Below are 19705 nucleotides of genomic sequence, written 5' to 3' on the forward strand. Positions count from 1 at the left end.
CTTTTCGATGATCAATGGCAGCAAGCGAATTCCTCAACCAATCCGCTGGGCGATGGTGGGCGGCGGGCGTGACAGTCAGATCGGCTACATCCATCGTTCGGCGGCCCTGCGTGACCAGTCGTTTGCACTGGTGGCCGGCGCCTTCGACCTGGACCCGCAACGCGGTCGCGACTTCGGTGTGCAACTGGGGGTCGACCCCGAGCGTTGCTACGCCGACTATCGCAGCCTGATTGAGGGCGAAGCCGGGCGGGCGGATGGTATCCAGGCCATTTCCGTGGCGACGCCCAATGGCACTCACTTTGAAATCACCAAGGCCGCTCTGGAAGCGGGGCTGCATGTGGTCTGTGAAAAGCCGCTGTGCTTCACCCTCGAGGAGGCGCAAACCCTGCGCGAAATCGCGTTGTCGCGAAACCGGGTGGTGGGGGTGACCTACGGCTATGCCGGGCACCAGTTGATCGAGCAGGCGCGGGAAATGATCGCCCAGGGTGAGTTGGGTGAGGTGCGCATGGTGCACATGCAGTTTGCCCATGGCTTCCACTGTGAGGCGGTCGAGGCGCAGAGCGAGGCGACCAAATGGCGGGTCGATCCGCGCCTCGCTGGCCCCAGTTATGTGCTGGGAGACGTTGGCACTCATCCGCTGTACCTGTCGGAAGTCATGCTGCCCGAGCTCAAGATCAAACGGCTGTTGTGCACACGCCAGAGCTTTGTCAAAAGCCGCGCACCACTCGAGGACAACGCCTACACACTGATGGAATACGAAGGCGGGGCCATGGGCAGTGTGTGGTCGAGCGCGGTGAACGCCGGATCCATGCATGGCCAGAAAATTCGGGTGATCGGCTCCAGGGCCAGCCTTGAATGGTGGGATGAGCGGCCGAACCAGCTGTCATTCGAAGTCCAGGGTAAACCTGCCCAGGTGCTGGAGCGCGGGATGGGTTATCTGCATCCCCATGCGTTGCTTGATGACCGGATCGGTGCCGGGCACCCGGAAGGGCTGTTCGATGCCTGGGCCAACCTCTATTACCGTTTCGCCTTGGCCATGGACGCCGCCAACCGTGGTGATCATGAACAACTGGCAACGCTGCGTTATCCAGACATCAATGCCGGTGTCGAAGGCGTGCGCTGGGTCGAGCGCTGCGTCCATTCTGCGGACCTGGGTGGGGTGTGGGTCGATTACTGAGTCACGGGTGCCCCTGGCGGATCGGCGTGCGGCTGAGCAGTCGTGAGATAGACTGATCAGCGGACATCGGACGGTGGGGGTTACAAGTGACGCAGTTCACATGGATTCGCTGATCACCGCAGCAGCGCGTGCGCTCGCGGCGGGTGATCCGCTCGGCGCGCTGAACCGCATCGCCTTGCGCAACGACGCGCCTGCACTCGCGCTTCGAGGCATCGCGATGGCGCAACTGGGTGACCTTGTGCGGGCGAAGGCGCTGGTGCGAAGTGCCGCGCGGGCGTTCGGTGCGAAGGAGGCCTTGGCCCGCGCGCGGTGTGTTGTTGCCGAGGCAGAGATCGCGCTCGCCTCGCGTGACCTGAACTGGCCGGTGAAGGCGCTCGACACCGCACGGACGACGCTTCAGGCACACGGCGATTGGGTCAACGCCGCCCATGCGCGCTATCTCGAGATTCGCCGCCTGCTGCTGATCGGGCATCTCGACGAGGCCGAGGGCCGTCTCGCCGAACTCGACCCGACGCCATTACTGCCCGCGTCGAGGGCTGCTTACGAACTGGTTCTGGCGGGCATCGCCATGCGTCGTCTGCAAACGAATGCGGCGCGCGCGGCACTTGAGCGGGCCGGGCATGCTGCGCAGCACGCGGGCATTGCGGCACTCACCGCCGAGGTCGAAAGCGCCAGGCATATCCTCGATACACCAGCGGCGCGGCTGATTATCGGTGGGCAGGAACAGCCGCTGCTGCTCGATGAGATTGAAGCGTTATTGGCATCCCCCACGCTGGTGGTGGACGCTTGCCGGTATGTGGTGCGCGACGCAGACGCGTCGGTTTCGCTCGCCCGGCGTCCGGTGTTGTTCGCGCTCGCCCGGGCGCTGGGCGAAGCGTGGCCGGCCGACGTGCCGAGGGAAACGTTGATTGCGCGAGCCTTTCGGATGAAGCACGCGGATGAGTCCCATCGCGCACGGTTGCGCGTCGAACTCGGGCGGCTGCGCGGGGCGCTGCACTTGATTGCCGACGTGATCGCGACCCCACGAGGGTTTGCACTGGTACCACGGGTTGCGCCTGACGTCGTGGTGCTGGCGCGGCCTGTCGAAGAACAGCATGCGACGCTGCTCGCTTTTCTAGCCGACGGTGAGTCGTGGTCGAGTTCGGCCCTGGCGTTGGTGCTCGGCGCCAGTCAGCGCACCGTGCAACGAGCCCTCGACACGCTGGCGGCGACCGGCAAGGTGCAGTCGTTCGGTCACGGTCGGGCTCGTCGCTGGATGCTCCCGCCGGTACCTGGATTCGCGACGGGATTGTTACTCACGGCGTTGCTGCCCAGTGATTAGCATCCTCTTCACTACCCCAGTGAACGCAGTCAGTAAACGAGGAGCAAGACATGAAACATTCAACGGCTGAAATCATCCGCGAATACGGGCCTTTTCCGGGCATCGACCATGTGCACGGCGTCACCCACGACGGCCAGCGTGTCTGGTTTGCCTCCGGCGACAAACTCAACGCCCTGGACCCGGCCAGCGGCAAAACCCTGAAATCGATCGATGTCGCCGCCCATGCCGGCACCGCCTTCGATGGCCAGCATCTGTTTCAGATCGCCGAGGATCGCATCCAGAAGATCGACCCGCAGACCGGCCGCGTGCTCTCCACCATCCCCGCACCCGGTGGCGGTGGCGACTCGGGGCTGGCGTGGGCCGAAGGCACGCTCTGGGTCGGTGAGTATCGCGAGCGCAAGATCCATCAGGTCGATCCCCAGACCGGAGCGGTGCTGCGCACCCTCGAATCCAACCGCTTTGTTACCGGGGTGACCTGGGTCGAGGGTGATCTGTGGCATGGCACCTGGGAAGGTGACGAGAGCGAGCTGCGACGAGTCGATCCGGCCACGGGCGAGGTGTTGGAGAGCGTCCAGATGCCGGCTGGCGTCGGCGTGTCGGGGCTTGAGTTCGATGGCCACGACCGGTTTTTCTGTGGCGGCGGCAACAGCGGGAAGGTGAGAGCCGTGCGCCGGCCAGAATGACAGGCTGCACCCAGCCTGTCAGAAGGTGAACGCTTGCGCCGAGCGTGAAGGACGCTGAGTCATCTCGATTTCCAGCAGATGCTCAACCAGCACATCATTCAAAAAGCGGAACTGATCGTTAAGCCCCACCACTTCGTTACTGAAGTGGTGGGTGGCCGCCGGCATCAGCAAGGTTTCGAATTGCTTGTCGAACACCAGCGCGACGGCTTTGCGAGAGACGACCTGTTGCGAATAGTAGTTGCTGCCGAACACCGGAAAGCTCACGGCGAGGTTGACGGAATAGATCATGATGTCGGCTCCTCGGTTTGACCGATATCCAGCACCAGGCGGGAAAACAGGGTCAGGGTGATGGCCGTCAGGGCCAGGCAGGTCAGAAGGTGGATCAACATGGTCTGCCCCTCCGATGCGGGGTTTGAGTGGCGATGAGTTGATCCTGCACCTGACGGTTTTTTTGCGGAAGGCATTCGCGGCGATGGTGAATATCGACGTGGATGATGGTGGCGTTCCTCGATGGACTTGCGGGTCTGCTCGCGCAGGTATTTTTGAGGGCGCTACCACACTTCCTGACGGACGGCCCCCAGCCCCGACCTATACTCAAATCAACATGCTTTTACGCGTCGAACGCTCCGTTCGACGCAGACTGTAGGACACTGCGATCTTGAACCTGCGTTCGCTGATCGTCGCTGTGTTGGTGGTACTGGCGGGATGCGTAACGACTGCGCGTGCCCCGGTAGTCGTGGCGCCGGTAGTGGTTTCCCAGAGCACCTGGCAGCAGGTTGACCAGGAAATTGTCGCGGCTTCGCAGCAGGCCACCGAACAGGCCAGGGTCTATGCCCGCGGATCCATGGAGCATTGGCGCACGCGGGTTTACGAACAGACCGAAGAAGTCTTCATTCCGTGGTTCAGCAGCTATTGGACCCAGGAATGGCTGTCGATGAAGGTCAGCTGGTACACCCTCAGTGCCGGGGGTGAGCAGGATGCCTCGGCCAAACGCCTGGCGGCCTATCTGTTGGAGCAATATCACCACAAAGTGCTGGACCCGGTAGCGGTGGAGATTGATCCCGACGAGATCCTCGGGCAGGCGACAGCGTATTATGTGCAAGCTCTCGGCCAGCAACTTCAGGTCATCTCCCAGCGTCATGGCGTGCCGATGGCGCAGCTCAACGACCGTATCCAGAAAATTCCGGCGATTTCGCTGGGACCGCCGCCCGCCCGTGACGCATCGCTGTATCAGGTGGTGCACAGTGAACCGCTGACTAAGTTGCCGGCCTACGCGGCGTTGATCGACAAGATCCACACGGCAGGCGGTGAGAAGGGCATTGCCTCGACGGACGCCGGCATGACGCCAGTGGCCAAGCGCGCGAGCAAACGAATGGAAGCCGAAATGGCCCCACGAGGCGCGGCTGGTGCCGTGGCGGCAGCGGCGGGGAAACTGGCCGGGGCGGTGATTTCCCTGGGAGTGGCGGGGGTGCGTGCGGTTATTCAAGCCAACGACCGACCCGATAGCGAGGCGCTGATCCGCAGCAGCCTGGGCGACTCATTCGACAAGGCGTGGCTGAAGCTGGTGCGAAACCCTACCACCGGCGTCATGGCCGGAACGCTGTACATGGCCGGGCAAATCGAAGGCGGCTTGGCCCAGTCCCTGGCCCAGCCTGTTGCACAACCTGTTGCTCAGCCCGTCGAACCGTCGGTCGGCTTGGGTGCGGGAACTGTCGATTGGAGCCACGCTGGATCGACTACCCAGCAGATCAACCCATAACCCGAGGAGAATGATCATGGCTTACGTTGATGGCTTCGTCGCAGCGGTGCCCAAGGCCAACCGCGAAAAGTTCAAGAAACACGCGGAGTCCGCCGCCGCGATTTTCAAGGAAAACGGCGCGCTCAGCCTCGCTGAATGCTGGGGCGACGACGTGCCTGATGGCAAAGTGACGTCGTTTCCCATGGCGGTCAAACTCAAGGAAGACGAGACCGTGGTGTTTTCCTGGATCGTCTGGCCGGACAAGGCCACCCGTGACGCCGGCATGGCGAAACTGATGAGCGATCCGCGGATGCAACCGGACGTCAATCCGATGCCGTTCGACGGCCAGCGGGCGATTTTTGGTGGTTTCGAAATGCTCGTCAAAGCCTGAAGAGGCGGCAGGATCACTCCGGCGTCGGGGTGATCCTGCAGCTTTTGCGATTGCGAATCTCGCTGTCCGACGGCCGCTCCTTGATGAACTCGAAGCGCGGCTCGCCTTCGTTGTAATGAACCAGCCAGCCCCATTCCAGCTCGGACTCATCCTGGCCGGGCTTCGGTGGTACGGCCCACCATGGCTCTTTGCTGATGACCTGACGCATGGCGTCCTCCCGTCGATTCGGTTGCTTCAACTATAACGCGCATGCCGACAGGTGCCAGAAATGGGCTTGCTGGCGTGGTATCCCTTTGTAAAATCAAAGGGTCCCCAAGCATTGAGGTGCCAGACATGAGCGATGAAACCCGCGAGCCGTTCAAACGGCTGTTTTTCGCCCTGAACTGCGCTCCCGAACAACGCCGGGCCATCGCCCAATGGCGCAGCGCGCTGGGGCTCAACATCGGGCGCCCGGTGCCGGCGGAAAACTTTCATCTGACCCTGCTGTTTCTCGGCACGGTGGGCATGGCGCAAATAGCCGGTGTCTGCAAGGCCGCTGCCAATATCCGCACGTCCGGCGTGCCGTTGACGGTGGTGCTGGATCGGCTGGACGTCTGGCGTCGCTCCGGGGTGTTGCTGCTGGCGCCCGCGCAGGCGGCACCGGAGCTGCTGCGCCTGGTGTATGCGCTGGAGCAGGCCATGTTGCCGTTCGGTTTTGAAGACACCCATCGGGAATTTCGCCCGCATTTGACCCTGATGCGCGACTACCGGGCGCCGGTCCCTGAATCCGCGACGCCACCGGAGTTTTACCTGCGCGCCGATCGCTTCAGCCTGTTCGAGTCCCATAAAGGCCGATACATAGCGCTGGCCGAGTGGCCGCTGGTCACTTCATAAGCCCACAAAAAAAGGCGCCCGAGGGCGCCTGAATTCACCTAAACCGAGGAAGCCAGGTGAGGCCGTTCATCAGAGAGGAGTGCAGCGGTGGTAAGGCGCTGCGTGAACGGAAAAGGATCGCTTTCGCGAATGAACGATCAGTGAGGCGGGATTACTTACCGAGCTTCACCCGCGTCCAGCCCCGGGTCATGATCCGCTGGGTGGCAATCGGCATGTCAGGAATGGCATACAAAGTCGCCATCACTGCTTGCGGCGGATACGACCCCGGGTCGTCACGAATCGCTTCATCCACCAACGGCGTGGCCGCTGCGTTGGCGTTGCTGTAGCCGATGCTGTTGGTGACTTCGGCGATGATGTCCGGGCGCATCAGGAAGTTCATGAACAGGTAGGCGTTGTCGACGTTGGCGGCGTCCCGGGGAATGGCGACCATGTCGTAAAAACTGCCGGCGCCTTCTTTCGGGATGCTGTACTCGATCTTGACCTTGTCGCCGGCTTCCTGGGCGCGGGCCTTGGCTTGCAGCACGTCGCCGGAGTAACCGACAGCGACGCAGATGTTGCCGTTGGCCAGGTCGGAGATGTATTTCGATGAATGGAAGTAGGCCACCGACGGCCGGATCTTCATGAACAGCGCTTCGGCTTCGGCGATTTGCGCCTTGTCCCGGGAGTTCACCGGGTAGCCCAGATAGTGCAGGGCAGCCGGAAGCATTTCCGTCGGCGAATCAAGAAAGCTGATGCCGCAGGCTTTGAGCTTGGCGGCGTTTTCCGGTTTGAACAGCAAGTCCCAGGAATTCACCGGGGCATCTGTGCCGAGCACTTCCTTGACCTTGGCCGGGTTGTAACCGATGCCGATCGAACCCCACATGTACGGGAAGGCGTGGCCGTTATCCGGGTCGCTGGCCGAGGCATTTTTCAGCAGCACCGGGTTGAGATTCTTCCAGTTAGGCAGCTTCGATTTGTCCAGTTCCTGATAGACCCCGGCCTTGATCTGCTTGGCCAGGAAACTGTTGGACGGCACCACGATGTCATAGCCCGATTTTCCCGCCAGCAGCCGTGCCTCAAGGGTTTCGTTACTGTCGAACACATCGTAGGTCACGCGGATACCGGTCTCGTCTTCGAACTTCTTGACGGTGTCCGGGGCGATGTAATCCGACCAGTTGTAGACGCGCAGTACCTTGTCATTGGCCTGGGCGCCAGCGGTGATTGCGCCCAATAAGGACAGTGTCAGCAGAGTCCTGCCAAACATTTTCATCGGTACAACTCCATTCTTTTTATTCAAATCACATAAAACGCGGTGAACACAAAACCTGTGGCGAGGGGGCTTGTTGTGGCGAGGGGGCTTGCCCCCGTTGGGCCGCGAAGCGGCCCTCAAACCTGTAAACGAGGTGTATCAAGCACACTGAATTCGCTGGTTTACGACTGCTTCGCAGCCGAACGGGGGCAAGCCCCCTCGCCACAACAAGCTCGCTCGCCACAGGATGGTGCTCACTTAACTGAAAATCAGTGGCACTAGACCGTCGCTTCTACCATTTGCTTTTTCGGTTGTTGCCAGGACTCGCTGGCAGTCTGGTCCATCGCTTCCTGAATCGCTCGTTTGCGGGTGGCTTCGGCCCTGCGGCTGAAATACCAGACCATGAACGTGACGATCGACACCGCCAGCAGAATCAGGCTGGCCACGGCATTGATCTCAGGCTTAACGCCCAGACGCACCGCCGAGAATACTTCCATCGGCAGGGTCGTCGACCCTGGCCCCGACACAAAGCTCGCCAACACCAAATCATCCAGCGACAAGGCAAACGACATCATGCCGCCGGCCGCCAGTGATGGCGCGATCATCGGAATGGTGATCAGGAAGAACACCTTGAGCGGCCGTGCACCGAGGTCCATGGCGGCTTCTTCAATGGACAAATCCAGCTCACGCAAGCGCGCCGACACCACCACCGCCACATACGCTGCACAGAATGTGGTGTGAGCGATCCAGATGGTGACGATGCCGCGTTCCTGCGGCCAGCCGATCAACTGCGCCATGGCCACGAACAGCAGCAACAGCGATAGACCGGTGATCACTTCCGGCATCACCAGCGGCGCCGTCACCAAACCACCGAACAGCGTACGGCCCTTGAAGCGCGTCACACGTGTCAGCACGAACGCCGCCAATGTGCCGAGCGCCACCGCGGCAATCGCCGTGTAGCAGGCGATTTCCAGCGAGCGCACCACCGAGCCCATCAGTTGCGTGTTGTCGAGCAGGCCGACATACCACTTCACCGACCAGCCGCCCCACACCGTCACCAGCTTCGAGGCGTTGAACGAGTAGATCACCAGAATCAGCATCGGCAGGTAGATAAACGACAGGCCGAGCACCAGCATCAATCGTGAAAATCCGAAACGGTTCATCCCCGTCCCTCCATCTCTTTGGCCTGGCTACGGTTGAACAGCAGAATCGGCACAATCAGGATCGCCAGCATCACCACCGCCAGGGCGGACGCCACCGGCCAGTCGCGGTTGTTGAAGAACTCCTGCCACAGCACGCGGCCGATCATCAGGGTTTCCGGGCCACCCAACAGTTCCGGAATCACGAACTCACCGACCACCGGAATGAACACCAGCATGCAGCCTGCGATGATCCCGTTCTTGGCCAGCGGCACGGTGATTTTCCAGAAGTTGTTGAAGTTGCTCGAACCCAGGTCCGACGCGGCTTCCAGCAGGCTGCCATCGTGCTTCACCAGGTTGGCGTACAGCGGCAGCACCATGAACGGCAGGTACGCGTAAACCACCCCGATGTACACGGCGGTGTTGGTGTTGAGGATCTCGATCGGCTGCGACGTGAGCCCGGTCCACATCAGGAACGCATTGAGCAATCCGTTGTTGCTGAGGATGCCCATCCACGCATACACGCGGATCAGGATCGCGGTCCAGGTCGGCATCATGATCAACAGCAGCAAGACGTTTTGCGCTTCCTTGCTGGCCTTGGTGATCGCATAAGCCATCGGGAAACCGATCACCAGGCACATCAGCGTACTTAAGAATGCGACCTTCAACGAGCCGAAGTAAGCCGAGATGTACAGCTCATCCTCGGTCAGCAGCGAGTAGTTGCCGAGGTTCAGCAGCAGCTGGAATTTCTGTTCGGCGAAGGTGTAAATCTCGGAGTAGGGCGGAATGGCCAGGGCTGCTTCCGAGAAGCTGATCTTCATCACCAGGAAGAACGGCAACAGGAAAAACAGGCACAGCCACAGGAATGGAATGCCGATGACCATTTTGCGGCCACTGGGCACCAGGCGCAGGAACTGCTGATTGAAGGTTCTCATGAGCGCAGTACCACGCCGCTGTCGTCTTCCCACCACACGTAGACCTGATCGTCCCAGGTCGGGCGTGCGCCACGGCGTTCGGCGTTGGCCATGAACGACTGGACGATCTTGCCGCCAGGCAGCTCCACATAAAACACCGAGTGGCCACCGAGGTAGGCGATGTCATGCACCTTGCCTTCGGACCAGTTGTAGCGGGTCTCGGGCTTGAGGGTGCTGACCAGCATTTTTTCCGGGCGGATAGCGTAGGTGATCGACTTGTCCTGCACCGAGGTACTCACGCCGTGGCCGACGTAAATCTTCTGCGCAAGGTCCGGGCTGTGGATGATCGCGTGACCTTCCAGGTCTTCCACAACGGTGCCGTCGAAGGCGTTCACGTTGCCGATGAACTCGCAGACCATGCGGCTGACCGGTGCTTCATAGATGTCGACCGGGCTGCCGATCTGGGCGATCCAGCCCAGGTGCATGATCGCGATGCGCTCGGCCATGGTCATGGCTTCTTCCTGGTCGTGGGTCACCATCACGCAGGTCACGCCGACCCGCTCGATGATTTCCACCAGCTCCAGTTGCATCTGTGAGCGCAGCTTTTTATCCAGTGCGCCCATCGGTTCATCGAGCAGCAACAGCTTCGGTCGCTTGGCCAACGAACGCGCCAGTGCCACACGCTGACGCTGACCGCCGGACAATTGATGCGGCTTGCGTTTGGCGTATTGGGTCATGTGCACCAGGCGCAGCATTTCTTCGACACGGGCGTCGATTTCGCTGGCGGGCAAACGGTCCTGCTTGAGGCCGAAGGCGATGTTCTGCGCCACCGTCATGTGCGGGAACAGCGCATAGGACTGGAACATCATGTTGATCGGCCGTTCGTAGGGCGGCATGTCAGTGATGTCGACACCGTCGAGCAGAATCCGCCCTTCGGTCGGGCGCTCGAAGCCGGCGAGCATGCGCAGCAGCGTCGATTTGCCCGAGCCGGAGCCACCGAGCAAGGCGAAGATTTCGCCTTGATGGATTTCCAGGGACACATCGTCCACGGCGGTGGTTTCGTCGAATTTCTTGGTGACGCGGTCGACTTTCACCAGCACCTTTTTCGGTGCCTGGTGACCATCAAGAGCCTTCCTGTAGATGCTGGAGGCGTTTGCCATATGAAACTCCCAACAGGTTTCAGTCGTCGGGCCAACACGGCCTGACTTAAGAGTGGATTGCAAACCCGGGCCGGGCGATACGCTGGCGCTCGGGCTTATTCGGCACCGCCGTCCTGGCTGCCTGGTCGTGCTTGTTGTTATTGCGGTTCATCTATTACGTGAGCCACCGGCGCGCAAAGGCACGCCCGCCAGACTCACGGGGGCAGTCAATCGATTGGTAATGTCTGAAGTCAGCGCGTATTGCGCAGCGCCGCCCGTTGTCGGCACGCCTCGCCAAACGCCTGGAAAATACTCAAGTAAGGGGGATTCGAAAGCACCTGCCATTCCGGGTGCCATTGCACGCCGACGGCGAAGGTCTTGCTGTGCTCGACGGAGATCGCCTCGATCAAACCATCCGGCGCGATCGCCTCAGCGCGCAGGCCGGGTGCGAGTCGGTCGATGCCCTGGCTGTGAATCGAATTGACCTGGAATACCTGTGGCAGGTCCAGTGCTTCGAACACACCGCCCGGTTGCACATTCACTGCATGGGCCGCTGCGTACTGCACGGCCAGATCGGGACTGTCCGCTTCCCGGTGATCGAGCATGCCGGGCAGTTCGTGCACCTTCTGATGCAGGCTGCCGCCGAACGCCACGTTCATTTCCTGAAAGCCCCGGCAGATGCCGAGCACCGGAACACCGGCGGCGATGGCTGCACGCAATAAGGGCAGGGTGGTGGCGTCCCGTTGCGGATCGTGATCCGTACCGGGAGCACTGGCCGGGCCTTGATAGTGGAAGGGCTCCACATTCGATGGCGAGCCGGTCAGCAACAGACCGTCGAGCTGCGCGAGCAGCGCATCGGTTTCGGTCAGGTCGCCTAAGGAAGGAATGACCACTGGCAGCCCCAATGCCGCGACGCTGACAGCACGCAAGTACTTGTCGCCGCTGACGTGGTAGGGGTGCAGGCCAATCTGTTTGACGCACGCAGTAACGCCGATCAATGGCTTGAATGCCATTTTTGTCACCTCGAAGTTTCACACTTGAACGAGCTTTTCCGGAGCTTAGCCTTGTTGATTTTAATTAACAACTCTCATGTAAAAAATTCTAAACGCCGAACGTCCGATGCTGAGGGTCTGCGCGGTGTGCAAGCCTGATATGGCACTCTGGCGCCCAAAAAAGGCCAGAAAATAAAGGCTGAAAGGCTGTGTGTTCGCTATTGACTTCACTTTGCCGTTCGGGTTGACTGGCTTTCGCAAGTGAAGTGAACATAATAATTAACAGCTAATAGGTGCATCATGTCGGTCCCTCTGCGTGCCGTTCAACTCAACGAAGCAAACGCATTCCTTAAGCAACATCCTGAGGTTTTGTACGTCGACCTTCTGATTGCGGATATGAACGGCGTGGTGCGCGGCAAGCGCATCGAGCGCACCAGTCTCCACAAGGTCTACGAAAAAGGCATCAACCTGCCGGCGTCGCTGTTTGCCCTGGACATCAACGGTTCCACGGTGGAAAGCACCGGCCTGGGTCTGGACATCGGCGACTCGGATCGCATCTGCTATCCCATCCCCGATACCCTCAGCATCGAACCCTGGCAGAAGCGCCCGACCGCGCAGTTGCTGATGACCATGCACGAGCTCGAAGGCCAGCCGTTCTTTGCTGACCCGCGCGAAGTGCTGCGTCAGGTGGTGAGCAAGTTCGATGACATGGGCCTGACCATTTGCGCGGCGTTCGAACTGGAGTTCTACCTGATCGACCAGGACAACGTGAACGGTCGTCCGCAGTCGCCACGCTCGCCGGTGTCGGGCAAGCGTCCGCACTCGACGCAGGTGTACCTGATCGACGATCTGGACGAATACGTCGACTGCCTGCAAGACATCCTCGAAGGCGCGAAAGAGCAGGGCATCCCGGCTGACGCGATCGTCAAGGAAAGCGCCCCGGCGCAATTCGAAGTCAACCTGCATCACGTCTCCGACCCTATAAAGGCTTGCGACTACGCGGTGCTGCTCAAGCGTCTGGTGAAGAACATCGCCTACGACCACGAGATGGACACCACGTTTATGGCCAAGCCATATCCGGGTCAGGCGGGCAACGGTTTGCACGTGCACATTTCGATTCTCGACAAGCAAGGCAACAACATCTTCGCCAGCGAGGATCCCGAGCAGAACGCCGCGCTGCGACATGCGATCGGCGGTGTGCTCGAGACCCTGCCGGCGCAGATGGCGTTCCTCTGCCCGAACGTCAACTCCTACCGTCGTTTCGGCGCGCAGTTCTACGTACCGAACTCGCCAAGCTGGGGCATCGACAACCGTACCGTGGCGGTGCGCGTACCCACCGGTTCGGCGGATGCCGTGCGTATCGAGCATCGTGTCGCTGGCGCCGATGCCAACCCGTACCTGCTGATGGCCTCGGTGCTGGCTGGTATTCACCACGGCCTGACCAACGAAATCGAGCCGGGCGCCCCGGTTGAAGGCAATAGCTACGAGCAGAACGAGCAAAGCCTGCCGAACAACCTGCGCGACGCATTGCGTGAACTGGACGACAGCGAAGTCATGGCGCGCTACATCGACCCGCTGTACATCGACGTGTTCGTGGCGTGCAAGGAAAGCGAGCTGGCCGAGTTCGAGAACTCCATTTCAGACCTTGAGTACAACTGGTACCTGCACACGGTTTAACGGGGGCTGACACTAAACCTGTGGAGAGGGAGCAAGCTCCCTCGCCACAGGTTACTCATCGCTTGCCCATCGGTTAACACGATCACTTATTCCTCTGCGTAGAGTCACAACCATGACAAACACTCGCAGCGACTGGGAGCAACGCTTCCAGTCCTTGACACTAGAAGGCCGCGCATTCATCGACGGCCAATACTGCCCGGCACTCAGCGGCGACACCTTCGAATGCATCAGCCCGGTCGACGGCCGCTTTCTGGCGAACATCGCCAGCACTGACGAAGCCGACGCCAATGCGGCAGTCGCCGTCGCGCGCCGTGCATTTGAATCCGGCATCTGGGTGCGGTTGGCACCCGCGGAACGCAAGCGCATCTTGATTCGCTTCGCGGACTTGATCCTGGCCAACCAGGAAGAACTGGCGCTGCTGGAAACCCTCGACATGGGTAAACCGATCAGTGATTCCATGGCCATCGACATTCCAGCGGCCGCCAACGCGATCCGCTGGAGCGCCGAAGCCATCGACAAAATCTACGACGAAGTCGCCGCCACCCCGCACGACCAATTGGGCCTCGTCACTCGTGAGCCGGCAGGCGTTGTCGCCGCAATCGTGCCGTGGAACTTCCCGCTGATCATGGCCAGCTGGAAGTTCGCCCCAGCCCTGGCGGCAGGCAACTCGTTCATCCTCAAGCCCTCGGAAAAATCACCGCTGACGGCGATCCGCATCGCGCAACTGGCCCTCGACGCCGGCATTCCCAAAGGCGTGTTCAACGTGTTGCCGGGCTTCGGTCACACCGTCGGCAAGGCGCTGGCGTTGCACATGGACGTCGACGTGCTGGCCTTCACTGGCTCCACCGCGATTGCCAAGCAACTGATGATCTACGCCGGGCAAAGCAACATGAAGCGCGTGTGGCTGGAGGCGGGCGGCAAGAGCCCGAACGTGGTGTTCGCCGACGCGCCGGACTTGCGCGCAGCGGCTCGAGCGGCGGCCAGCGCAATCGCCTTCAACCAGGGTGAAGTCTGCACCGCCGGCTCGCGCCTGCTGGTGGAGCGCTCGATCCGCGAGCAGTTCATTCCGTTGCTGGTGGAAGCGCTGCAAGCCTGGAAACCGGGGCATGCGCTCGACCCTGAAACCACTGTCGGCGCCGTCGTCGATCAGCGCCAATTGGACAATGTGCTGCGCTACATCCAGGTCGGCAAAGACCAGGGCGCGCAACTGATTGCTGGCGGCAGTCGCACCCTTGAAGGCACCGGTGGCCTGTACGTGGAGCCAGCGATTTTCGACGGCGTGACCAACGCCATGACCATCGCCCGTGAAGAAATCTTCGGCCCGGTGCTGTCGTTGATCACCTTTGACACCGCCGAAGAAGCGCTGCAGATCGCCAACGACAGCATCTTCGGCCTCGCCGCTGGTGTGTGGACCAGCAATCTCAGCAAAGCCCACACCTTCGCTCGCGGCTTGCGCGCGGGCAGTGTCTGGGTCAACCAGTACGACGGCGGCGACATGACCGCGCCGTTCGGCGGGTTCAAGCAGTCGGGTAACGGTCGGGACAAATCGCTGCACGCGTTCGACAAGTACACCGAACTCAAAGCGACCTGGATCAAGCTCTAACACTTTTGCAGCGGCGGTCGCCGGCATAGGCCGGCGGCCCTCGGAGAAATGTATGAAACACAGCTCTACACAAAATCATGTAAACAGCTATTACGCCGCAACCCGCAACCAGACCGGCGATTACCCGGTGCTTGAAGAACTGGTGGAATGCGATGTCTGCGTGATCGGCGCCGGCTACACCGGGCTGTCCTCGGCGCTGTTCCTCAGCGAAGCGGGCTATAGCGTAACGGTACTGGAAGCCGCCAAAGTCGGCTTCGGCGCCAGCGGTCGCAACGGCGGCCAACTGGTCAACTCCTACAGCCGCGACGTCGATGTAATCGAAGAGCGCTACGGCGACAGAACTGCCGAAGTGCTCGGCAGCATGATCTTCGAAGGCGCCGACATCATCCGTTCGCGTATCAAGGAGTACGACATCAAATGCGACTACCGCCCCGGCGGCATCTTCGCAGCGCTGAACAAGAAGCAACTCAACGGCCTGGCCGAGCAGAAGCGTAACTGGGAACGCTACGGCAACAACAACCTGAAAATGCTCGACGCCTCGGACATCCAGCGCGAAGTCGGTTGCGACAACTACGTCGGCGGCTTGCTGGACATGCAGGGCGGCCACATCCACCCACTGAACCTGGCCCTCGGCGAAGCTGCCGCGATCATTCGCCAGGGCGGCAAAATCTACGAACAATCCGCCGCCGTGGACATCTCCTACGGCGAGCCAATCACTGTGCGCACCGCCAAAGGCGTGGTGCGGGCCAAGTACCTGCTGATCGCCGGCAACGCCTACCTGCCGCAAGACCTCGACAACCGCGTGACCCGCAAAAGCATGCCCTGCGGTTCGCAAATCGTCGTCACCGAGCCGTTGTCGGAGAAGGTCGCCCGCAGCCTGATCACCAATAACTACTGTGTCGAAGACTGCAATTACCTGCTCGACTACTACCGCCTCACCGCCGACAACCGCCTGCTGTACGGCGGCGGCGTGGTCTACGGCGCCCGCGAGCCGGACGACATCGAACAACTGATCCGCCCGAAGATCCTCAAGACCTTCCCGCAACTCAAGGACGTGAAAATCGACTACCGCTGGACCGGCAACTTCCTGCTGACCATGTCGCGCATGCCGCAATTCGGCCGCATCGAGAAAAACGCCTACTACATGCAAGGCTACAGCGGCCACGGCGTCACTTGCTCGCACCTGGCTGGCAAACTGATCTCGGAAATGATTCGCGGCGACGCCGAACGCTTCGACGCCTTCGCCTCCCTGCCACACATGCCGATGCTCGGCGGCCGCACTTTCCAGGCCCCACTCACCGCCATGGGCGCGGCGTATTACGCCTTGCGAGACCGCTTCGGCATCTAGGTTGAACCTGCCGGCGGTCTCCGCCGGCCAAGGCTACGCATCACTCCTGTGGCGAGGGGGCTTGCCCCCGTTCGGCTGCGAAGCAGTCGTAAAATCAGCCCATTCGGTGTATCTGATACGCCGCGTGGGCAGGTTTTGGGGCCGCTTCGCGACCCAACAGGGGCAAGCCCCCTCGCCACAGTTTCTAAACCAGAACTGACTGACATCAGAAGCCGACAGCTTTTTTGCCAGCCGTTTATCGAACCTGCTGAGCAACACCCACAAACGTGATTTAATACCCGCCTTCCACGGTTCCGGGACGGGAAACGGCGTAATCCGCGGCCACCAGTCGCCCGCCACCCACCCCCATTACCCCTTAAGTAGTTCTCACATAAGGCTGTCATGGACACGGGCTCACGACTCAAATTAGTACGCGAAAGCTACAAACTGTCCCAGCGCGAGCTGGCCCGGCGTAGCGGCGTCACCAATGCCACCATCTCCCTGATCGAACAGAATCGCGTCAGTCCCTCCGTCAGCTCCCTCAAAAAACTGCTCGAAGGCATCCCCATGTCCTTGGCGGACTTCTTCACCTTCGACCAACCGCCACGCGAGCATCAGTACGTGTTTCGCGCCAATGAACAGCCGGATCTCGGGCGTCATGGGCTGCGGTTGTTGCTGATTGGCGCTTCGGTGCCGAGTCGGCAGATGCGGCTGTTGCGCGAGCAGTACGCGCCTGGGGCGAGTTCGGGGGAAGAGCCGATTGTGCACGCTGAAGGGGAGGAGTGTGGGCTGGTTACCCGTGGCACGGTTGAGTTGACGGTGGATGGGCAGATTAGTGTGTTGAATGCCGGGGATGGGTATTACTTCCCGACGACGCTGCCGCATCGGTTTCGCAATATTGGGGCGGATGAGGCAGAAATCATCAGCGCCAACACCCCGGCTAACTTCTGATACCTGAAGCAAACATTAAATCTGTAGCAGTCGATAGCAACCATCAATGGCCGCTATCGACTCAGAAAAGCACCTATGCGTTCACTTCAAAGTGACTTCAAGTAGTCGAGAAGTTGTGACCTTTGGACGTCACTGAGGCTGCCCACGCCATAGTCATGCCCGGCGTTGCTATTGCCCTCAAGCTTGGTGTCGAAAAGAAACCAGTTCTTGTCCGATTTCTCGGTCTTGAATCCAACTTTTTTGTCATCGAACTCATTGGTCCCTGTATAAAAAGTCGAGGGGCGCTGGTGGGGTGGCAGGAGAAGGTCGTTGAGGGTCGGTACAGAGCCGTTATGCAAATAGGGAGCGGTGGCCCAGATGCCGGTCAGGGGTCTTGCTTTATAGGCGAGAAGAGGAACGGTAGAGCTGGCACGGTAGCAGTTGTATAGCCGTAGCGCTTTCTCATCCAAACGACTGAACAGGGCACGGTCCTTGAAGCCAGGGACTTTTTGAGGTTTGGTATCTATACCAAGCAATCCATCGAAAGCCAGTTCGGCGACATCGCGTCCTTTACCCAGTAATGTCTCCAGGACGGTCACACCCAGCATGTTGTAGAGCAGGTCATTTGACTTGATGGTTCCTGATTTATCGACTTTGGAATAACCCGTCAACACTCCCGCATCCGCTTTAAATTGATAGGCATTGCACGCCATCCAGGGATCCGTGCCAATGGTCGAGTCTTGTGGGCTCTGGGCATTGAAATTGTCATTCGCAGAGATTGGAATCATGACCGCTGTGATGGCCGTGGTGAGATCGTCTCTACCAATATGGGTATGGCAGCCGGAACAATTGTCCTTAAACAATTTGGCGCCAAGCGCAAGGTCGTTTGGCAACTGCCCAGGCCACCGCGGAGGCTTCAGGCTATAAAGAGAACGCTCTAGAACATCCAGATTTTTCACATTCACACTGGAGACAAACCCTGCCTTGGCCGCAGATTCTTTAACCGGTCGAACGTCGGCGAACACACCGATGGCCTCTCCAGCATTACGCCCCAGACCTCCAGCATCCAGGCCGCCGTCATTTTTAATCGAAGGGAGTTGGTCTTTACTGACCATTCCGTTCCATTGGAGGACGTTGTGTTGATGCGTATTCCAGAGAAATGGATAACTCACCGGCGCATCAGAGGGGTTAGGGGTAGGCGGTTTCGCTTGGGTGACTTGACTGATTTTGTTGAGAATGTGGCCCACGGCATCAAGGCGACCTGGGCCATATTGCAGATCTGTGGCATTCAGTGTCTCGTTTTGGGCATAAAACGCATTCAAGCTATCCAGGGATTTTTTCAACCGTTGGCGATTCCCTTTCGACAGATCATCACCCAGGACGCTCTTTGCAAAGCGTTCAAATTTTTCAGGGTCGGAAGCCGTTTTGCTCAAGGCCTCTCTAAAATATTTAAAGAAATTTTGAAAGTCGGCGTTCGTTGGCCCGCCATTGATCACAAGATTCTGCTCTTCAAATTTGATCTGAGCCGTGTGACAAGCAGAACAGTTCATCCCCACCCACGGTTCTCTCGACCCTTGTCCAAAAAACCAGCGGAGTTTCGTGAAAGACAACTTGCTGTCGTGACTGTCATCCAAAACGAAACCCATCGGCAACGTAAAGCGCTTACCGTTATAAGACGGACGATAAGGCGTGTAACCGTAGGCGGAGATCGTTTTGTCACTCATGAACTTCTCCTCTGAACCAGGCTCTTCCAATGCAAGCGCCCAGGAGAGAGGGAGAATTCTCGATCCTTGTGAAAGTTCAAGCCAATTGGACTGGGTGGTGTCACTCCATCCCTGATCCAGAATGTCGGCAGCCTGAGCCATGGAATGAGCGCCGAAAAACAACAATGCAGCGCAGGCAAACGGGGGGGCTTTTAACGTGTTCATCAGATTCCCTTCTATTTGTAATTCCTGTTGAGACTCATCACGTTGGTAGCCAATAGCTACCAGCCATGAGTGTAGCCACAAAAAATACGGCTCTTTAATTTTGTTCGATGCCCCGTACCCGGACAGAGCCCGGGTTGTTCATTACGTAAAAAAGACCTTGCCGTTTGGCACTCGGCTTTTTCTCTGCGGACTACAGCGCCTTGGTGTTGTGAGCATTTTTCTACACCACATCAGGAAACGTCCTGCGCTCTCATCGGAAGCGCCCGATTTAGCCATTACAAGTCATCCCTTAACCTCCTCTAATGAATCCATTCATTGACGTCAAAATAGTGGCCATCTAATATCGCGCCACTATTGTGCTATCATTCTCCATTCGAGGGATCGAACATGTATCCACCCGCCCTCGTGGCGAGGTTGTGCCTGGCTTTGCTGTGCCTTTCTCCGCTGAATCTTGCTCACGCTGCCCCCACCCCCGGTGAAACCGATCTGATCCGCGAACGTCAGGATCGCTTGCTCGACGAGCAGCGTCGGCGTCTCGAGGAGCTCAAGGAATTACCCGGCAAGGCAGCCAAACCCGCGCCCGCGACGGCCCCGGCCGACGCCCGTTGTTTCCCCATCAAGGACATCGAACTCAAAGGCGCCGAC

Annotated in this window: 18 protein-coding genes and 1 pseudogene; 11 read left to right on the forward strand and 8 right to left on the reverse strand. The window is 59.6% G+C overall.

Going from position 1 to position 19705, the window contains the following annotated elements; translation table 11 throughout:
- The first annotated feature begins 7 nt into the window (after positions 1-7).
- From AC1DQM_RS28895 to AC1DQM_RS28905, 3 genes are all read left to right on the forward strand, one after another.
- Positions 8-1177 (forward strand): Gfo/Idh/MocA family protein, encoded by a 1170-nt coding sequence (locus AC1DQM_RS28895; protein WP_096479998.1) that lies wholly within the window; start codon positions 8-10, stop codon positions 1175-1177.
- Positions 1178-1277: 100 nt separating this feature from the next.
- Positions 1278-2498 carry a helix-turn-helix domain-containing protein gene (locus AC1DQM_RS28900; protein ID WP_477747200.1) on the forward strand — a complete coding sequence of 407 codons (1221 nt, stop codon included), beginning with the start codon at positions 1278-1280 and terminating at the stop codon, positions 2496-2498.
- 50 nt (positions 2499-2548) lie between these two features.
- Positions 2549-3181 (forward strand): Vgb family protein, encoded by a 633-nt coding sequence (locus AC1DQM_RS28905; protein ID WP_064618500.1) that lies wholly within the window; start codon positions 2549-2551, stop codon positions 3179-3181.
- Positions 3182-3199: 18 nt separating this feature from the next.
- Here the strand turns inward: AC1DQM_RS28905 and AC1DQM_RS28910 are convergent, their stop codons facing one another.
- The gene (locus AC1DQM_RS28910; RefSeq protein ID WP_064618498.1) at positions 3200-3469 is read right to left on the reverse strand and encodes a hypothetical protein; all 270 of its coding nucleotides are present in this window, start codon (positions 3467-3469) and stop codon (positions 3200-3202) included.
- Positions 3470-3839: 370 nt separating this feature from the next.
- Here AC1DQM_RS28910 and AC1DQM_RS28915 point away from each other — a divergent pair, with 370 nt between their 5' ends.
- Together AC1DQM_RS28915 and AC1DQM_RS28920 are read left to right on the forward strand one after the other, a co-directional pair.
- Positions 3840-4940: a hypothetical protein gene (locus tag AC1DQM_RS28915; RefSeq protein ID WP_477747201.1), complete on the forward strand. Its 1101-nt coding sequence runs from the start codon at positions 3840-3842 to the stop codon at positions 4938-4940.
- Positions 4941-4956: 16 nt separating this feature from the next.
- On the forward strand, positions 4957-5310 hold the full coding sequence (locus AC1DQM_RS28920) for a DUF1428 domain-containing protein (protein WP_018930098.1): 354 nt from the start codon (positions 4957-4959) through the stop codon (positions 5308-5310).
- A 13-nt stretch (positions 5311-5323) separates the two neighbouring features.
- Here AC1DQM_RS28920 and AC1DQM_RS28925 read toward each other — a convergent pair whose 3' ends face one another.
- A complete protein-coding gene (locus AC1DQM_RS28925; RefSeq protein WP_018930099.1) occupies positions 5324-5518 on the reverse strand; it encodes a hypothetical protein in 195 nt (64 codons plus the stop codon).
- A 125-nt stretch (positions 5519-5643) separates the two neighbouring features.
- Between AC1DQM_RS28925 and thpR the strand changes: the two genes are divergently transcribed.
- Positions 5644-6183: an RNA 2',3'-cyclic phosphodiesterase gene (gene thpR, locus AC1DQM_RS28930; RefSeq protein WP_064618495.1), complete on the forward strand. Its 540-nt coding sequence runs from the start codon at positions 5644-5646 to the stop codon at positions 6181-6183.
- Between the two features lie 151 nt (positions 6184-6334).
- Here the strand turns inward: thpR and AC1DQM_RS28935 are convergent, their stop codons facing one another.
- From AC1DQM_RS28935 to AC1DQM_RS28955, 5 genes are all read right to left on the reverse strand, one after another.
- Complete coding sequence (locus tag AC1DQM_RS28935) at positions 6335-7432, reverse strand: polyamine ABC transporter substrate-binding protein (RefSeq protein WP_436275540.1); 1098 nt, start codon at positions 7430-7432, stop codon at positions 6335-6337.
- 257 nt (positions 7433-7689) lie between these two features.
- Complete coding sequence (locus AC1DQM_RS28940) at positions 7690-8574, reverse strand: ABC transporter permease subunit (protein ID WP_086944874.1); 885 nt, start codon at positions 8572-8574, stop codon at positions 7690-7692.
- The gene (locus AC1DQM_RS28945; protein ID WP_167331203.1) at positions 8571-9452 is read right to left on the reverse strand and encodes an ABC transporter permease subunit; all 882 of its coding nucleotides are present in this window, start codon (positions 9450-9452) and stop codon (positions 8571-8573) included. Before AC1DQM_RS28945 ends, AC1DQM_RS28940 begins: the two co-directional genes overlap by 4 nt.
- A 29-nt stretch (positions 9453-9481) precedes the next feature.
- The gene (gene potA / locus AC1DQM_RS28950) at positions 9482-10624 is read right to left on the reverse strand and encodes a polyamine ABC transporter ATP-binding protein (RefSeq protein ID WP_018930104.1); all 1143 of its coding nucleotides are present in this window, start codon (positions 10622-10624) and stop codon (positions 9482-9484) included.
- Between the two features lie 230 nt (positions 10625-10854).
- The gene (locus tag AC1DQM_RS28955) at positions 10855-11616 is read right to left on the reverse strand and encodes a gamma-glutamyl-gamma-aminobutyrate hydrolase family protein (RefSeq protein ID WP_018930105.1); all 762 of its coding nucleotides are present in this window, start codon (positions 11614-11616) and stop codon (positions 10855-10857) included.
- 279 nt (positions 11617-11895) lie between these two features.
- Between AC1DQM_RS28955 and AC1DQM_RS28960 the strand changes: the two genes are divergently transcribed.
- The 4 genes from AC1DQM_RS28960 to AC1DQM_RS28975 all read left to right on the forward strand — a co-directional run bounded on the left by AC1DQM_RS28960 (position 11896) and on the right by AC1DQM_RS28975 (position 17153).
- Positions 11896-13272 carry a glutamine synthetase family protein gene (locus tag AC1DQM_RS28960; protein ID WP_018930106.1) on the forward strand — a complete coding sequence of 459 codons (1377 nt, stop codon included), beginning with the start codon at positions 11896-11898 and terminating at the stop codon, positions 13270-13272.
- A gap of 112 nt (positions 13273-13384) precedes the next feature.
- Complete coding sequence (locus tag AC1DQM_RS28965; RefSeq protein ID WP_477747202.1) at positions 13385-14875, forward strand: aldehyde dehydrogenase; 1491 nt, start codon at positions 13385-13387, stop codon at positions 14873-14875.
- Positions 14876-14927: 52 nt separating this feature from the next.
- Positions 14928-16223 carry an NAD(P)/FAD-dependent oxidoreductase gene (locus AC1DQM_RS28970; RefSeq protein WP_477747203.1) on the forward strand — a complete coding sequence of 432 codons (1296 nt, stop codon included), beginning with the start codon at positions 14928-14930 and terminating at the stop codon, positions 16221-16223.
- Positions 16224-16604: 381 nt separating this feature from the next.
- A complete protein-coding gene (locus tag AC1DQM_RS28975; RefSeq protein WP_008011722.1) occupies positions 16605-17153 on the forward strand; it encodes a cupin domain-containing protein in 549 nt (182 codons plus the stop codon).
- 86 nt (positions 17154-17239) lie between these two features.
- Here AC1DQM_RS28975 and AC1DQM_RS28980 read toward each other — a convergent pair whose 3' ends face one another.
- On the reverse strand, positions 17240-19060 hold the full coding sequence (locus AC1DQM_RS28980) for a di-heme-cytochrome C peroxidase (RefSeq protein ID WP_477747204.1): 1821 nt from the start codon (positions 19058-19060) through the stop codon (positions 17240-17242).
- 387 nt (positions 19061-19447) lie between these two features.
- Between AC1DQM_RS28980 and AC1DQM_RS28985 the strand changes: the two are divergent.
- Positions 19448-19705 (forward strand): annotated as a pseudogene (locus tag AC1DQM_RS28985) (ShlB/FhaC/HecB family hemolysin secretion/activation protein); the annotation flags it as partial.

Source organism: Pseudomonas sp. 01L34 (genome assembly GCF_056400265.1).

Bases quoted from the DNA above. Each gene is read 5' to 3' on its own strand.
- AC1DQM_RS28895 (WP_096479998.1), top strand. From the start codon at position 8: ATGATCAATGGCAGCAAGCGAATTCCTCAACCAATCCGCTGGGCGATG.
- AC1DQM_RS28900 (WP_477747200.1), top strand. From the start codon at position 1,278: ATGGATTCGCTGATCACCGCAGCAGCGCGTGCGCTCGCGGCGGGTGAT.
- AC1DQM_RS28905 (WP_064618500.1), top strand. From the start codon at position 2,549: ATGAAACATTCAACGGCTGAAATCATCCGCGAATACGGGCCTTTTCCG.
- AC1DQM_RS28910 (WP_064618498.1), bottom strand. From the start codon at position 3,469: ATGATCTATTCCGTCAACCTCGCCGTGAGCTTTCCGGTGTTCGGCAGC.
- AC1DQM_RS28920 (WP_018930098.1), top strand. From the start codon at position 4,957: ATGGCTTACGTTGATGGCTTCGTCGCAGCGGTGCCCAAGGCCAACCGC.
- AC1DQM_RS28925 (WP_018930099.1), bottom strand. From the start codon at position 5,518: ATGCGTCAGGTCATCAGCAAAGAGCCATGGTGGGCCGTACCACCGAAG.
- thpR (WP_064618495.1), top strand. From the start codon at position 5,644: ATGAGCGATGAAACCCGCGAGCCGTTCAAACGGCTGTTTTTCGCCCTG.
- AC1DQM_RS28935 (WP_436275540.1), bottom strand. From the start codon at position 7,432: ATGAAAATGTTTGGCAGGACTCTGCTGACACTGTCCTTATTGGGCGCA.
- AC1DQM_RS28940 (WP_086944874.1), bottom strand. From the start codon at position 8,574: ATGAACCGTTTCGGATTTTCACGATTGATGCTGGTGCTCGGCCTGTCG.
- potA (WP_018930104.1), bottom strand. From the start codon at position 10,624: ATGGCAAACGCCTCCAGCATCTACAGGAAGGCTCTTGATGGTCACCAG.
- AC1DQM_RS28955 (WP_018930105.1), bottom strand. From the start codon at position 11,616: ATGGCATTCAAGCCATTGATCGGCGTTACTGCGTGCGTCAAACAGATT.
- AC1DQM_RS28960 (WP_018930106.1), top strand. From the start codon at position 11,896: ATGTCGGTCCCTCTGCGTGCCGTTCAACTCAACGAAGCAAACGCATTC.
- AC1DQM_RS28965 (WP_477747202.1), top strand. From the start codon at position 13,385: ATGACAAACACTCGCAGCGACTGGGAGCAACGCTTCCAGTCCTTGACA.
- AC1DQM_RS28970 (WP_477747203.1), top strand. From the start codon at position 14,928: ATGAAACACAGCTCTACACAAAATCATGTAAACAGCTATTACGCCGCA.
- AC1DQM_RS28975 (WP_008011722.1), top strand. From the start codon at position 16,605: ATGGACACGGGCTCACGACTCAAATTAGTACGCGAAAGCTACAAACTG.
- AC1DQM_RS28980 (WP_477747204.1), bottom strand. From the start codon at position 19,060: ATGAACACGTTAAAAGCCCCCCCGTTTGCCTGCGCTGCATTGTTGTTT.